8 protein-coding genes are annotated in these 15,749 nt (G+C 74.4%); 3 read left to right on the forward strand and 5 right to left on the reverse strand.

Annotation, left to right across the window (positions count from 1 at the left end):
- Positions 1 to 364: 364 nt before the first annotated feature.
- The gene (locus AC069T_RS34530) at positions 365 to 919 is read right to left on the reverse strand and encodes a MarR family winged helix-turn-helix transcriptional regulator (RefSeq protein ID WP_478786501.1); all 555 of its coding nucleotides are present in this window, start codon (positions 917 to 919) and stop codon (positions 365 to 367) included.
- A 174-nt stretch (positions 920 to 1,093) separates the two neighbouring features.
- Between AC069T_RS34530 and AC069T_RS34535 the strand changes: the two genes are divergently transcribed.
- Positions 1,094 to 2,365 carry an MFS transporter gene (locus tag AC069T_RS34535; protein ID WP_478786502.1) on the forward strand — a complete coding sequence of 424 codons (1,272 nt, stop codon included), beginning with the start codon at positions 1,094 to 1,096 and terminating at the stop codon, positions 2,363 to 2,365.
- A 25-nt stretch (positions 2,366 to 2,390) separates the two neighbouring features.
- Here AC069T_RS34535 and AC069T_RS34540 read toward each other — a convergent pair whose 3' ends face one another.
- Both AC069T_RS34540 and AC069T_RS34545 read right to left on the reverse strand, forming a co-directional pair.
- Positions 2,391 to 4,061 carry an ATP-binding SpoIIE family protein phosphatase gene (locus tag AC069T_RS34540; RefSeq protein ID WP_478786503.1) on the reverse strand — a complete coding sequence of 557 codons (1,671 nt, stop codon included), beginning with the start codon at positions 4,059 to 4,061 and terminating at the stop codon, positions 2,391 to 2,393.
- A 215-nt stretch (positions 4,062 to 4,276) separates the two neighbouring features.
- Positions 4,277 to 5,677, reverse strand: a complete 1,401-nt coding sequence (locus tag AC069T_RS34545; protein ID WP_478786527.1) for an NAD(P)/FAD-dependent oxidoreductase — start codon at positions 5,675 to 5,677, stop codon at positions 4,277 to 4,279.
- Positions 5,678 to 6,055: 378 nt separating this feature from the next.
- Here AC069T_RS34545 and AC069T_RS34550 point away from each other — a divergent pair, with 378 nt between their 5' ends.
- Together AC069T_RS34550 and AC069T_RS34555 are read left to right on the forward strand one after the other, a co-directional pair.
- Entirely contained in the window at positions 6,056 to 6,820 is a 765-nt protein-coding gene (locus AC069T_RS34550; protein ID WP_478786504.1) for a TetR/AcrR family transcriptional regulator, read from the forward strand.
- Positions 6,821 to 7,128: 308 nt separating this feature from the next.
- Complete coding sequence (locus tag AC069T_RS34555) at positions 7,129 to 9,105, forward strand: sigma-70 family RNA polymerase sigma factor (protein ID WP_478786505.1); 1,977 nt, start codon at positions 7,129 to 7,131, stop codon at positions 9,103 to 9,105.
- Between the two features lie 36 nt (positions 9,106 to 9,141).
- Here AC069T_RS34555 and AC069T_RS34560 read toward each other — a convergent pair whose 3' ends face one another.
- Together AC069T_RS34560 and AC069T_RS34565 are read right to left on the reverse strand one after the other, a co-directional pair.
- Positions 9,142 to 12,417, reverse strand: a complete 3,276-nt coding sequence (locus AC069T_RS34560) for an AfsR/SARP family transcriptional regulator (RefSeq protein ID WP_478786506.1) — start codon at positions 12,415 to 12,417, stop codon at positions 9,142 to 9,144.
- Between the two features lie 471 nt (positions 12,418 to 12,888).
- Positions 12,889 to 14,997 carry an asparagine synthase-related protein gene (locus tag AC069T_RS34565; protein ID WP_478786507.1) on the reverse strand — a complete coding sequence of 703 codons (2,109 nt, stop codon included), beginning with the start codon at positions 14,995 to 14,997 and terminating at the stop codon, positions 12,889 to 12,891.
- Between the last annotated feature and the right edge of the window lie 752 nt (positions 14,998 to 15,749).

Consider the following 15,749-nt stretch of genomic DNA (forward strand, 5'->3'; position numbering starts at 1 on the left):
TTTCCCTTTCCGGCGGTTCCGACTCTACCAGATCCTTTCGGGCCTGATTCCCAGTCAGCGGGGCTTGCCTTCCCGGCTTTTGGGCCGTTCCGACGTCCCAAACTTTAGCGGATCCTCCCGGCGGTTCCTAATCGGAGCTGCCGGAGCCAAATCGAATTGAATTCGGGCACGCCGAAATTCAACCCGGTTGGGAGATCCTGCTGGTGGTTTGGGTGCCGCTTCAGCGGCGGAGGCGCTGTCGCAGAACCGTGACGGCTCCGCGGCAACTCGAAGAACCTTACGGATCCAGGAGGGGGCTGTCAACCACCTCTGTCAAGAACTTTTGGGACCGGCTCGCGCCCGTCGCCGGCCGGGGTCCGTGGTCTCAGTCGAGGTCGGTGAGACGGCCGCTCGCGTCCGGCTGGGCGTCCTCCACCCTGCGCAGCAGCCGGGTCAGCACCTCGCCGAGGACACCGCGCTCGTCAGCGGACAGGTCCTGGAGCAGGTCCTCCTCGAAGACCGTGGCGAGGCGCATCGCCTCCAGCCACTTCTCGCGGCCCTCCCCGGTCAGCTCGACGATGACCCGCACCCGGTTCGACTCGTCCCGCTCCCTGGTGACCAGGCCCTCCGTGACCATGCGGTCGATCCGGTGGGTCATCGCCGCCGGGGTGAGTCCCAGCCGCTTTGCGAGGTCGCTCGGGCCCAGCCGGTACGGGGCGCCCGAGAGGACGAGCGCCTTGAGGACCTCCCAGTCGGCGTTGCTGATGCCGAGGGTGGCGGTCTGCCGGCCGTAGGCGACGTTCATCCGGCGGTTCAGCCGGCCGAGCGCCGAGACGATCTTCTCGACCTGCGGATCGAGGTCACGGAACTCGCGCTGGTAGGCCGCGATCTGCTCTTCGAGGGTCGGCTCGCTGGCGCCGACGCCGGGGATGTCACCCATGGGCGGAGTATGGCACGCCCCCGCTTGGCCTTAAAGTCCTTCGAGGTGTACAGTTTAGCTTCGAACTTTAGCTCTGAAGTCTTCAGGGTTGACTTCTCGTACGTCTTCTCTCGGACCGGCTCCCCGTGTGGGGAGCCGGTCCCCGTTCAAAGGCAGGTGAAAGTGACCAGGGCGATGGGCGCAGCGATGCGCCGGATCCATGCGGGCAACGCACTCAGCGCGTTCGGGCTCGGCTTCACGGTTCCGTATCTGTACGTCTATGTGGCGCAGGTGCGGGAGCTGGGGGCCATGACGGCGGGTCTCGTGCTCGCCGTCTTCGCCGTGGCCGCGCTCGTGGTGCTTCCGTTCGCCGGGCGGGCCATCGTCCGGCGAGGCCCGCGGCCGGTCCTCGTCGCCGCCCTGGTCACGGCCGCCGTCGGGGCGCTGAGCCTCGGGCTCGCGGGCAGTGCGACGACCGTCCTGCTGTCGGCGGCGGCGCTGGGTGCCGGACAGGCGGTCATGCAGCCGGCCCTGGCCACGATGATCGTGGACTGCTCGACGGCGGACACCCGGTCGCGCGCCTTCGCGACGCAGTTCTTCCTGCAGAACCTCGGGCTCGGTGTCGGTGGTCTGATCGGCGGCCATCTCGTCGATACCACGCGCGTGGACTCGTTCACCCTGCTGTTCTCGATCGAGGCGGCGATGTTCCTGCTGCTCGCCTTGATCATGACGACGGTGCGGATGCCGCACGCGCCGACGGTGGGGGACGCGCCGCATGGCGGGGGCGGCAGCTGGAAGCAGCTGCTCGGCAACCGGGCCATGGTGCAGCTGTGCGTCCTCGGTTTCGTGCTCTTCTTCGCCTGCTACGGGCAGTTCGAGTCGGGGCTGAGCGCCTACGGCGTCGAGGCGGCCGGCATCTCGACGTCCGCGCTCGGTACGGCGCTCGCGGCGAACACGGCGATGATCGTCGTCGCGCAGTTCGCGGTGCTGCGGTTCGTGGAACGCCGGAAGCGGTCCCGGGTGATCGCCGCGGTCGGGCTGATCTGGGCCCTGGCGTGGGTCGTCGCCGGGTACGCGGGACTCGGGCACGGCAGCGGGACCATGGCGACCGCCGCGTTCGTCTCGACGTACGCGCTGTTCGGGCTCGGTGAGGCGATGCTGTCGCCGACGGTCGCGCCGCTGGTCGCCGATCTGGCACCGACGGGCATGGCGGGCCAGTACAACTCCGCGTTCGCCCTGGTGAAGCAGCTCGCGCTGGCCGTCGGACCGGCGGTGGGCGGCCCGATGGGCGCGTCGCTGCACGCGCCGTACATCGTGACGTTCCTGCTGTTCTCGCTCGGCATCACCTACCTGGCGATCCGGCTCGGACGGCAGCTCACCCCCCTGCAGAACCAGCCGTCGCTCGCCCGGAGCCGGGTGGTGGCGCAGAGCGGCGCTCCCGCGGAGCCCGCGCGCGCCGACGCCTGACGGCGCGGTCTGTCAGACACCCCCGTCAGACACTCCCGCCGGGCAGGGCGAACTCGCACCACACCGCCTTGCCGCCGCCCGGTGTGCGCCGGGACCCCCAGCCGGAGGCGATCGTGGCGACGATGGCGATGCCCCGTCCCGCCTCGTCGCCGGGCTCGGCACGGCGGCGGCGCGGCAGGTGGTCGTCGCCGTCGGTGACCTCGATGATCAGCCGGCGGTCGGTGCGGCGCAGCCGCAGCCGCATCGGCGGGGTGCCGTGCTGGAGCGAGTTGGCGACGAGTTCGCTGGCCGCAAGCACGCCGAGGTCGTGCAGCTCGCGCGGGAAGCGCCAGCTGGTCAGCACGCCGGAGGCGAAGGCACGCGCGCGTGGGGTGGCCTCCACCCCGCCGAGCAGTTCCAGTGCCGCGTTGCGGAACAGTTCGCTGTCGGGGCCGGTGCGGGCGGGGTGCTGGAGGACGAGGACGGCGACGTCGTCGTCGTGGTCGGCGGTCACCCCCGCCGAGCGCACCAGCCGGTCGCAGACGACCTGGGGGGTGCCGGTGGCGCCGGCCAGGGCGCGCTCCAGGGCGGCGATCCCCTCGTCGAGGTCCTCGTTGCGCCGCTCCACCAGACCGTCCGTGTAGAGGACGGCCGTGGAGCCGGGGCCGAGGGGGACCGAACCCGAGGCGTGCATCCAGCCGCCCGTGCCGAGCGGGGGCCCGGTGGGCTCGTCCGCGCGCAGCACGGTGCCGCTCTCGTCCCGGACGAGGATCGGCAGGTGGCCCGCGGACGCGTACACCAGCCGGCCCTCGTTGGGGTCGTGGATGGCGTACACGCAGGTGGCGATCTGGTTGGCGTCGATCTCCATGGCGAGGCCGTCGAGGAGCTGGAGCACCTCATGCGGGGGCAGGTCGAGCCGGGCGTACGCGCGGACCGCCGTACGGAGCTGGCCCATGACGGCGGCGGCGCGCACCCCGCGGCCCATGACGTCTCCGATGACCAGGGCGGTGCGGCCGCCGCCGAGGGTGATCACGTCGTACCAGTCGCCGCCGACCGCGGCCTCCGTGCCACCGGGGTGGTAGGTGGCCGCGACGCGCAGGTCGTCCGGTTCCTCCAGCTCCTGCGGGAGCAGGGAGCGCTGGAGGGTGACCGCGGTCTCGCGCTGGCGGCGCTCGCTGGCGCGCAGCCGCTCGGCGGCCTCGGCGTGGTCGGTGACGTCCGTGGCGAAGATCAGGACCCCGCCGCCCCGGCCGTCGGGCGCGCCTTCGCCGTCGGGCGTGTCGACGGGCGTGCAGGTGAAGGTGTACGAACGGCCGTCGGGCGTCCTGCGGGACTTGACGGTGCGGGACTTGGAGCTGCGCAGCACCTGGTCGAGGAGCGGCAGCAGGCCGAGCCCTTCCAGCTCCGGCAGGGCGGCGCGCGCGGGCTCGCCGAGGGGGCGTACGCCGAAGGCCGACACGTACGCGTCGTTCACGTACGCGATGCGGTGGTCGGGGCCGTGCAGCAGGGCGACGAGGGCCGGGACGCGGTCGAGGACCTCGCGGACCGGCAGCGCGTCGACGGCGGGCACGGCCTGCGCGTCGTCGGTCAGCTGTTCGGCGCGGGCCGCGGGCACGGAGCCGTCCCCCCGCCGGTCCTGGGTGACCGGATGGTCGCTGCGCGCGGCGGCGCGGCGCTGCGTTCCGGGGAGTCGGGCGCTCCAGCGCGTGAAGTTCACGAGTCCTTGCCTCGGGTTCATGACCCCCGGACGGCACGGTCGCCGGGGGTCCGGGGGTCTCCCCCGAAGGAATACAGCACGTGGGAAAAGCATCGTGGGAAAACATCGTGGGTCCGAAGAGCGGGCGGTGGGGACCGTCCGGCCGTGGACCAGTCTGGCCGACCGGACCGACATCCGTCAGACGCGGGTCCCTCCGGCGGAGTTCCTGGCTCCGGTCAGGACGACCCCTTCGGGTCCTGGGCGGGTTTCCCCCCGGCCGCCAGTTCGAACTCGGCACGGGGGTGTTCGAGCGAGCCCAGCGAGACGATCTCCCGCTTGAACAGCCCGGACAGGGTCCATTCGGCCAGGACACGGGCCTTGCGGTTGAAGGTCGGGACCCGGCTCAGGTGGTAGGCGCGGTGCATGAACCAGGCAGGGTAGCCCTTCAGCCTGCGCCCGTAGACGTGGGCCACGCCCTTGTGCAGCCCGAGCGAGGCGACCGAGCCGACGTACTTGTGGGAGTACGTCTCCAGCTCCTCACCGCGCAGGGAGTGGGCGATGTTGTCGCCGAGGAGTTTGGCCTGGCGCACCGCGTGCTGGGCGTTGGGCGCGGTCTGCGCGCCGGGCTCCGCGGCGGTGACGTCGGGGACGGCGGCGGCGTCTCCCGCGGCCCACGCGTGCGTGACGCCGTCCACGGTGAGGCGGGGTGTGCACTTCAGGCGCCCGCGCTCGTCGCGCGGCAGGTCGGTGGCGGCGAGCAGCGGGTGCGGCTTCACCCCGGCGGTCCACACGACCGTACGGGTCGGGAAGCGTGCCCCGTCGCTCAGGACGGCGACCCGGTCGGCGCACGTCTCCAGCCGCGTCTCCAGGCGCACGTCGATGTTGCGCCGGCGCAGCTGGGTGACCGTGTACCTGCCCAGCTCCTCGCCGACCTCGGGCAGGATGCGCGGCGAGGCCTCCACGAGGATCCACTTCAGGTCCTCGGGCTTGATGTTGTGGTAGTACCGCGTGGCGTAGCGGGCCATGTCCTCGAGCTCGGCGAGTGCCTCCACGCCCGCGTAGCCGCCGCCCACGAAGACGAAGGTCAGGGCCGCGTCGCGGATCGCGGGGTCGCGGGTGGAGGAGGCGATGTCCATCTGCTCGATGACGTGGTTGCGCAGTCCGATGGCCTCCTCGACGGTCTTGAAGCCGATGCCGTGCTCGGCGAGGCCGGGGACCGGGAGGGTGCGTGAGACGGAGCCGGGCGCGAGGACCAGCTCGTCGTACGCCAGCTCCTCCGCGCTCGCGCCCCGTTCCTCGGTGGCGGGCGTGGTGAGGACCGCGGTGCGCCCGGCGTGGTCGATCGACCGGACCTCGCCGACGACGATCCTGCACTCGCGGAGGACCCGCCGCAGGGGTACGACGACGTGCCGCGGCGAGAGGGAGCCGGCCGCCGCCTCCGGCAGGAACGGCTGGTACGTCATGTACGGGTCGGGGGAGACCACGACGATCTCCGCCTCGCCCCGTCGGAGCTCCGGTTTCAGCCTTCGCTGCAGGCGCAGCGCGGTGTACAGCCCCACATAGCCGCCACCGACGATGAGGATGCGTGCACTCTTCCGGGGTTCGGGGGTCGTCCCCTGATTGATCTCAGCCGTCACCACCCCATGACGCACCCGGCGCTCGCGTTTGTCCACAGGCTCGACAATTTGTGTGACCGGCCGCCGCCGTCGCGCGCGCTTGGCCGATTTGCCGGAGTACGCGGAAAACGCCCAGCTCAACGGGTGTGCAAGGAGAGAGACCAAGGGGCGTATTCGGGAGGTAACCGACCCGTGGTCCGATCGGGGGGCGCTCCGTGCGGAACCTGCCCCTTCTGAATTGACCCCCTCTCAACTATGTTCGTGTGTCGACGGGGTGTAGGGGGATGTGCGCGACGAGTCCGCAGGGGCGGCCTCGTGCAACACGCTCGTTCCGCACGCTCCGCCTTCCAATGGCGGGGAGAGTCTCCGGGGGGAGACGTCATTACCGGGGGAACGCTTATGCACATTCAGGATTCTCATTGGTCTACCGCGTCGGCCGTCGCACCAGGCGGTGCGCTCGGCGCGGCGGGCGGCAACGGACGTGGGCCGGGCGACGGTTCCCGCACCACCCCGCTCCGCGTGGACGCACAGCGCAATCTGGAACACGTACTGCGCGCGGCGCGCGAGGTGTTCGGCGAGCTGGGGTACGGCGCGCCGATGGAGGACGTGGCGCGGCGCGCCCGGGTCGGTGTCGGCACGGTGTACCGGCGCTTCCCGAGCAAGGACGTCCTGGTGCGCCGGATCGCCGAGGAGGAGACCGCCCGGCTGACCGACCAGGCCCGCTCCGCGCTCGGCCAGGAGGACGAGCCGTGGTCGGCGCTGTCGCGCTTCCTGCGGACGTCGGTCGCCTCGGGCGCGGGGCGGCTGCTGCCGCCCCAGGTGCTGCGGGTGGGCGTCGCCGACGAGGAGCCCGACGGCGTCCTCGTGGACGAGGTCCGGGTACCGCAGCAGCGGTCCCAGCCGGCCGCCGAACTGCGGCTGGTCGCGGACGCCACGGCCGAACTCGCCGACGACACCGGCGTGGCAGCGCTGCTCGAGGTCGTCGGCCGGCTGGTGGACCGGGCCCGGGCGGCGGGCGAGCTGCGGGCGGACGTGACGGTCGCGGACGTCCTGCTTGTCATCGCCACGGCGGCGCCCTCGCTGCCGGACGCCGCCCAGCAGGCCGCGGCCTCGGCCCGGCTGCTGGACATCCTGCTGGAGGGACTGCGGTCCCGCCCGCTGTAGGACGACGGTCGCGGTGAGGGGCCACCGGTGACAGCCGGCGGTCCCTCACCGCTGCCGTGTACGGCGGCCCTGTACGCGGCCGTCGCCGCGCGGGGCGTTGCGACCGGGCCACCAACTCACCTACGTACAGGACGGGTTGCGGCTGAGGAAGCCGTGGATCTTTCCCCGGACGGGTGACGGTTAGTACCGCCGTACGGGAAATCCCCACGGACGAGTGATCGTTCGCTGCTGCCGGGCTCGCCGGGGCCCCCGTATGACACGCTTCCCGGAATTTCAGGGACCGAGTGGGCAGGCGGGGGCAGTCCGCGATGAGCGTTGACGGGCGGGGCGAGTCACCCGGCGACGGGGGCACGGACCCCGGGGCGCCGGCTGCACGGCGGGTCCCCGGCCAGGGCCGCCCTCCCCGCGGCGACGACCGCGGCGCGAGCGCCGACCCGGGTGAGGGCGGGGGCCCGCACCCCGGCGTGCCGTCACAACGCGAGCGGCACGAGAACAGCGTGCTCCCACCACCGTCCGACGCGCCGCCCCTCAACCCGCCGCCGTCCGGCCCGGCGACGTCCGCCCCGCCGCCGTCCGACGCCGACCTGATCGCGCGCATGCGCGCCGGCGACGACACGGCGTACGAGCTGCTGTTCCGCCGTCACGCCGACGCCGTACGCCGCTACGCGCGCACCTGCTGCCGGGACGGGCACACCGCGGACGACCTCACCGCCGAGGTGTTCGCCCGCGTGCTCCAGGCGGTGCGCGGCGGCAGCGGCCCGGAGCACGCCGTACGCGCGTATCTGCTCACCACCGTCCGCCGCGTCGCCGCGCACTGGACGAAGACCGCGAAGCGGGAGCAACTGGTCGACGACTTCGCGGTGTTCGCCGCGCAGGCCGAGCGCAATCCCGAGGTCTCGGGCGACGACACACTCGACTTCGGCGCGGACGTGCTGGCGATGCGCGAGGCCGAGCAGTCCATGGCCATGCGGGCCTTCCGGTCCCTGCCGGAGCGGTGGCAGGCGGTGCTCTGGCACACCGAGGTCGAGGACGAGTCGCCGAGCGAGGTCGCCACGCTCTTCGGGCTCGACGCGAACGGCACCCGCGTCCTCGCCAGTCGTGCCCGGGAGGGCCTCAGGCAGGCCTATCTCCAGGCGCATGTCAGCACCGCGCTCATCGCCGACGAGGAGTGCGCGCGCTACGCCGACCGGCTCGGCGCCCATGCCCGCGGCGGCCTGCGTACGCGCGCCGAGCGCGGGCTGCGCAAGCACCTGGAGGAGTGCGCCAAGTGCCGCCTCGCGGCGGGCCAGATCAAGGAGGTCGCCGGCGGCATCCCGGCGGTCGTACCGGTCGCGGTCATCGGCTGGTTCGGCGCCGCCGGGTACGCGAAGGCGGTCGCGCTCGTCGCCGGCGGCACGGGAGCCGGGGCCGCGGGAGCCGCCGGTGCGGCCGTCGCCGCGGGCGGCGGGTCCGGCGGGGCCGCGGCCTCCGAGGGGCTCGGCGCACCGGCGAAGGCGGCCGTCGCGGCGGGAGTCGTGGCGGTGGCCGCGGCGGCGGTGGCACTCGCGCTGGTGGGCGACGACGGCCCCGTCGGGAAGCCCCAGGCGAGGCCGGCCGCGTCGCACGCCGTCGAGTCGCCGGCACCGGTGCCGGCGCCGGCGCCGAAGCTGCCGAAGCGGGCGTCGGCCCGGCCGCCCGTGGCCGCGGCCGCCGCCCCTGCGCCGACGCCCGCCCCGGCCCCGCCTCAGTCGTCCGCCCCGCCGAAGGCCGGGCCGTCCCCGGAGCCCAGCGGTCCACAGCGGGAGCCGAGGCCCACGCCACCGCCCCGGCCCGACCCGGAACCCACGCCCCCGCGTCCGCCGGCACCCGTCCCGGCCGTCTACCCGTGGAACGAGCTGCGGTACGGCCTCACCGGCGACGGCACCGAGCCCGAGATGCGGCTCGGCGAGAGCAGCTGGGTGTGGCAGCGGTGGGGCGTCTCGGCCGGCGGCCGGGAGTACGCGCGCGGCGTGACCGTGCACGGCCGGTCCTCGGTGACCATCGACCTCAACCGCGACTGCTCGGCGTACGACGCGGTGGTCGGCGTCGACGACATGACGAGAGGGCTCGGGAAGGTGCGGTTCTCCGTGTACGCCGACGGGGTTCGTCTCTGGCGGTCCCCGCTGCTCGCGGGCGGCGACCGCGCGGTTCCCGTCCACGTGGACCTCACCGGCCGCCGCACGATCCGCCTCGCCGTCGACCCCGACACCCCCTTCGACGCGGTGGCGCCGGCGGACTGGGCCGATGCCGGCTTCAGCTGCCGGTGAGGCCCGGAACCCGCCCCCTACCCGACCGGGCGGTGCCTAGGGGGTCTTGTCCAGGGCTTCCTTCAGGTCCCGCAGGACGTCGTCCGGGGTGAAGTCCGCGCCCCCGCCCCGTTCGGACTCGCAGCGGCGGGGGCCCAGCGACGCGAGGGCGTCGGCCTCGATGCGCTCGGCGTGGCAGCGCTCCGGCATCGGACGCGGATGGACGCCCCGCCAGTGTCCGGCGGCGGCGAGCAGGCGGACCGCTCGCGGAAGGTCGTCCATGTCCGCGAACAGCCGGGCCGCGCTCTCCACGAGGGAGGCCGTCACCCACTCCGCGCAGCGCGTGTCCACGGCCTGCCGCAAGGTCTCGGCCAGCTTCGCCAGCCCCCGCTCGGGGCCCGCCTCGGTCGCCGTGACCAGGGCGTCGATCTGGCTGAGTACGGCGAGGAACTGCGGGGGCGGAGTCCCCCGGCCGCTCTCCGCCCGCGCCGCCTCGTACAGTTCACGGGCCCGGCCCGGCTCCCCGTCCTCCAGCGCCATGTGGGCGCGCAGCACCAGGATGAAGGCCCGGGAGTCGGTCACCCCGTGCCGGTCGGCCGCCGCACTCGCCTCGTCGAGGGCGGCCAGCGCCCCGGTACGGTCGCCCGAGCGGAACGCGATCTCGGCGAGCCTGGCCATGAGGAACGGCGTCTCCACGTGCGCGCTCACCTCGCGGGCGAGCCGCAGCGCCTCCGCGTACTCACTCCTCGCCTCCTCGAACCGGCCGCGGGCCGTCGCCGCCTCACCGGCCGCGCTGCACACCTGGGCGCGCATCCAGCGGTCGCCGACGCGGCGGCTGAGCGTGCGGAGCTCGGCGAGGTCGCCGTCGATGCCGTGCAGACCGCCGGGCGAGTCGACGATCATGTGCGTACGGAACATCAGCGTCACGCCCCTCTCCCAGTCGCCGCCGTATTTGCGGCAGTTGGCGACCGAGGCGTCCAGGGCGAGCCGCAGGTCCTCCGAGAGGCCCAGGAAGTGGACGGCAAGCGGCCAGACGAGGCCCGGCATGACCGCCGCGTCCGGGCCGCCCTTCTCGAAGACACCGATCACCCGCCGGATGTACTCGGGGGAGAGCCGGTCCCGCAGTACCTCCAGCGGCTGCGCCTCCGCGAGCAGGAACAGCTCCTGCATCCGCAGCTTCATCCGCATCCGGTGCAGAGGATGGCTCTCCTCGGAGTCGGCGCCGGCGAGATACGCCCGGACGGGATCGGCGGCGTCCGACGCGGACAGGTCGCCGCCGGCGTCCAGGGCGACGCCCAGCCGCAGGACGCGGCCGGTCCACTCCGCGCCCTCCTGGCGGTAGTTGCGCAGCCACCAGAACCAGCACATGGCGAGGGCGAGGGAGCCCGCCTCTTCCTCGGCACCGGCGAGGACCGCCCGCCGCAGGGCGGCCCTGATGTTGTCGAGCTCGGTCTCCAGGCGCCGGATCCAGGGCAATTGCCCGGCGGACCGCAGCTGGGGCTCGGCCTCCTCCACGAGGGCGCGCGCCCACGCACGGTGGCGGCGCTCGGCCGCGGCGCGCAGCCCGGGCACCTCGTCGGCGCGTTCGGCGGCGTACTCGTGGATCGTCTCCAGCATCCGGTACCGCATGCCGACGCCGGCGCCGTCCTCGTACGGCGTGGCGACGATCAGGGACTTGTCGACGAGCGCCCCGACCAGGTCGGCCGCGGGACCGGTGCACACCGCCTCGGCGGCGACGAGGTCCCAGCCGCCCGCGAACACGGACGCCTCGCACAGCACGGTGCGCTCCCGCTCGTCGAGCAGGTCCCAGGACCAGTCGACGACGGCACGCAGGGTCTGCTGGCGGGGCAGCACCGTACGGCTGCCGGAGGTGAGCAGCCGGAACCGGTCGTCGAGGCGGTCGGCGATCTGCCGGGGCGTGAGCAGGCGCAGCCGGGCGGCGGCCAGTTCGATGGCAAGGGGCAGTCCGTCGAGCCGGCGGCAGATCTCGTCCACCGCGCGGGGATCGTGCACGGCGTCGTCGTCGGGGCGGGCCGCGGCGGCGCGCTCCATGAACAGGCGGTGTGCGGGGTCGAGCGGCAGCGGCTCCACCGGGCGCACCGACTCGCCGGGTACGCCGAGGGGTTCGCGGCTGGTGGCCAGGATCGTGAGGTCCGGGCAGTGCGTGAGCAGGGTCTCCGCGAGGCCGGCGGCGGCGTCGATGACGTGCTCGCAGTTGTCGAGGATCAGCAGCAGGCCGCGCGGGGCGCAGTACTCGACGAGCAGGGCGACCGGGTCGGCCTGTGCCGTCGCGGCGGACAGTTCGTTCGTGATCAGGACGGTCTCGCGCAGCCCGAGGGCACTGACCACCGCGCTGGGCACGGCCTCCGGACGCTCCAGCGGGGCCAGCTCGGCCAGCCACGCCTGCGGCAGCCCGGCGGCGGCCTCCTCGGCGAGGCGGGTCTTCCCCGAGCCGCCGGGTCCGGTCAGGGTGAGCAGGCGTGCCCGGCGCAAATCGGCGCGGATGGCCGCCAGTTCGGGTTCCCGCCCGACGAAGGAGTTCAGCCGCCGCCGGATGTTCCCGCTCGACGGAGCCGGCCGGCCGGGTTCCGGCACGGCTACGGAGTCCGCGTCGAAGGCACCCGCGAGCAGTTCCCGGTGCAGGGCCCGCAGCTCGGGCCCCGGGTCGGTTCCCAGCCCCGCCAGCAGGGCCTGGCGCACGCCCTCGTACGCGGCGAGGGCGTCCGCGTGACGTCCCGAGTCGCGCAGGGCGCGCAGGAGGAGGGCGTGCAGGGGTTCGTCGTAGGGGTGGGCGGCGGTCAGTTCCCGCAGCTCCGGTACGGCGTCGGGGGCGCGGCCGAGGCGCAGGTCGGCGGCGATGCGGGTGCGCGTCGCCTCCAGGCGCAGGGCCTCGGGCCGGGTCGCCGCGGCGCGGTCCGGGAGGTCCGCGAGGGCTGGGCCGCGCCACAGCACGAGGGCCTCGCGCAGCTCTCGGGCGGCGGTCGCCGCGTCGCCCCGGTCGAGGGCGGCCTTGCCGGTCCGTACGAGACGCTCGAAGACGTACAGGTCGACGTCGTCCTGCGCCGCGGCGAGCCGGTAGCCGCCGGGCTCGGAGGTGACCGTGTGCCTGCCGGCGGTACGGCGGAGGCGGGCGACGAGGGCCTGGAGGGCGGCCGGGGCGTCCTGCGGCGGGTCGTCCGCCCACACCTCGTCGATCAGGGTCTCGGGACTGGCCGTGCGGCCGGGGTGCAGGGCAAGGGCGGTGAGGAGTGCGCGTATGCGGGGGCCGCCCAGGGGTATGGGGGTTCCCTGGTCGTCCTCCGCCTGGGTGACGCCCAGGATTCTGTACCGCACCCGCCCATTGTCTCCGGGGCCCCACACCCCGCCACCAGCTTTTCCCCGGCGAGCCGGAACGGGACGTGGGGGCGATCCCTTGTCCCGGGGGTCCGGGGAGCCGCCCAGGGCCCCATCCACTTCCGGCACCCGACGCCGCAGCCGGGGTGGGGTGGGACCCCGAACCCGGCGCCAAGACACCGCAGCTGGAGCAACTCGAGCCCGCCCGTACCGCAACAGGCACGGCCTGCACCCGCCCTCCCACGGAAGGGGCCGTGCCGGTACATCAAATGCCCGTTGCAGGTCGGGCAGACAACCCCGGTGTCCACGCAACGCGGCCGGGCGCCCGACATGCAACGGGCGGATGTACCGGCACGGCCCCGACCCACCCACCGGGCCAAGGGCACCCCGCGCCCACACCAAGGGATGCACCGGCACGACCCCGACCACCCACCGGGGCCAAGGCGCCCGGCGCCCACCTCGAGCCACCCGTCAGGGCGCCCCCGCCAGCCCCCGACGCCCCGCCGACCCCAGCGCCCGCCCCTGCGGAGCGATCCCCGCCGGTACCGCCCGCTGCCGCGCAGGCGTCCCCGTCCAGCACGTCCCCCGGCGCCCCAGCAGCCGGCGCAGCCACAGCTCCAGCGAGACCAGGTCGGCGAGCCCGTCCAGCGGCAGCGGCTCACCGTCCGCCGCCGCGCGCAGCGCCTTGCGGACCACCCGCGCCTCCACCAGCCCCGCCTCCGCCAGGAACGGCGTGTCGAACAACGCGATCAGCGAGTCGACGGACACCCGCAGCCCCGTACGCGTGGCCGCCGCGGCCGAGGCGTGGGACGGCGCACCCCAGCCCGGGGGAAGGTCCCCGACGCCGGCCCCCTCCAGCACCGTACGGAGGATCGCGGCCCGCGCCCCGGGCTGCACCCGCAGCGCCTCGGGCAGCGCCCGGCACGCCCGTACCACCTGGTTGTCGAGGAACGGCGCGTGCAGCCGCTGGAAGCGGATCTCGGCGGCCTGCTCCAGGATGCGCAGATCCGCCGCGTGCCGCGCCAGCGCGGCGCGCGCCCGGAAGTCGCCGGGCCGCTGCCCCGGACTCACCCCCGGCCGCCCGGACGCCCCTTGCAGGCGAACCGATACTTCAGCCAGTGCCTCCCCGGTCAGCCACCGCGCGGCCGGCCCGGGCCTGGCCCAGGTGAGCGCGGCGAGGGAGGCGCCCACGGCCCCGCCGGGTTCCTCGAACCGCCGGTGCAGCAGCCGGTCGGCGAGGACGTCGACCCCGGCCCGGTAGGGCGTACGGGCGAGCCTGCGCGCCGCGCCGTACACGCGCGCGGGGACCATGACGGAACCGTCGGCCCGGGCGAGCGCCGCGACGGGGCGCACCAGATGGCGCCGCTTGCGGTCCATCAGGAGGTCGGCGAGGCGGGCGGGATGCGCGTCGAGTACCTGCCGCGCCCCGTACCCGGTGAAGTGGTCCGCACTGCCCGCGGCGAGCCGCGCCCGGTGCCGGGCGGCGGTGACCAGCGAGGGCCCCGGCTCGTCGGTGAGGGGCCCGTCCAGGTCGGCGTAGGGCAGGACCTCCTCGCCGCCGGTGACGACCACGTGGTGCAGCCGGGGGTTGGCGGCCAGCGTCCCGGCCCGCTCGAGCTCGGCCTCGCGCCCGCTGACGGCGAGGTCGTTGAAGGTGACGGCGAGGAGCCGCTCCCCGGCGCCGGTGCCGTGCCCCAGCACGGTTCCCGGCCTCCCGGGGAGGCCGGCCGCGAGGAGTGCCAGGGTGCCCGAGGCGGGCCCGCCGGAGAGGTCGGCGCCGATGCCGGGCACCGGCATGCCGCGCGCGGCGCGCCGCTCGGCGGGCCCCATGCCGGGCACGGGCCCGGGGTCCACGTCGGCGCCGGGCACGTGCCGGGGCGCGGCGAGCCGGGCGCGGACGGCGTCGACGAGGGCGTCGCGGACGGCGTCCACGGAGGCGGTCGGATCGGCCGTGGGCGCGGCGACGGCGAGGGAGGCGACCGCCTCGTACCCGGCGATCTCCCGGGCGCCCGCGCGCAGGATGAGCGCGTGTCCGGGCGGGATGCGGCGCACCCCGTCGTACGGCGTCGAGTCGTGCACGGCGGCGGGCACGTCGGGGGCGGCGAGGAGCGCGGCGAGGTGCCCGAAGTCGAGGTTGGCCTCGATGAGGTCGGCGAGGGGCAGGGCGGCGGTCGCGTAGGCCGTGCCGCCCGCCCAGGGGGTGTGGAACACCGGCCGGGCGCCCGCGAGATCGCCGCAGACGGTGACCCGCCGCCCGGCCTGGACGATGACGGTGTAGCTGCCCGGCCAGGCGGTGAGATGCCGAAGCGCCCCGCCGCGGGCGGCGAAGAGCCCGACGCGCAGTTCCTCGTCGGAGGCGCCGCAGGTGCCGAGCACGGCGATGCGGTTCTGCGCGTCGGCGTTCACGACGCGCACCTCGTCGGGGCGCCAGTCGCCGACCGCCCAGAGCGGATCGGGGTCGCCCCACAGGAGTTGGGAGCCCACCGGGTGCACGGTCTCGCCGTCGCCTCCGGTGGATCCTGCCGAGCCGATCTCAGAGGCTCTGGCGGCGGTACTGCTCCACCCCACCAACCACCGCATCGCCGCCTCCACAGGGTGTGGACAACCAGTGCACCGCACGAACTGGGCACCATGCTGCCACGAAGCGGGCATGCGGGAAGGCCTGTGCGACTGCTTGCGCCCCCCGGAATGCGCCCCCGTGGGCCCCGGCGACCTCCCGACGAGGCACGGGACGAGGCACCGGACGAGGCGCCGAGGACGTCGAGGAACACATGACGGATCGTCAGGGCTACTGTGGACACGGCACGTTGACGGCCGGCCGGCGGACGACCCGGACCACCGCGGCGGGCCGCGCCCGCGCCCCGCACCCGGGGCGGCCGCGAAGGATTCCCCACGGCTGTCGCGGAGGGCTCCACGACCGCCGCCGAGGACTCCGCACCAACGGCGACGTGAATGCGCCCCCGATACGCTCCCCAAAGGCACCCCGCGCGCCCTCAAGTGACGTGGTGAGAGCGCGAATCCACCTCCAGAGGCACCGTCGAAAATAAGCCAAATCGACGTGGGATGGCCAGGCGTGCACACGCTCCGTACAGGCCCTGCGCAGGGACCGCCGGCCCGCAGTCCGGGAGGCGAGGCTCGCCTCCCGGACCGGTCCGCCGCCCGCGGGGATGTAGGCGGCGGTGTCCCCCAGCCCACCGGATCCAGTACAGCGGGCCGACCCACGCGTCCCCATGGAAGCGCTCCCCGGATGGCCGGAGAAGAGCGCACGGACAGGCGCACGGCCACACAACGGGAGCACGCCGCAACACTCCGTACTGCCGTGCGGACCACAT

This window comes from Streptomyces sp. NPDC043867 (assembly GCF_056435845.1).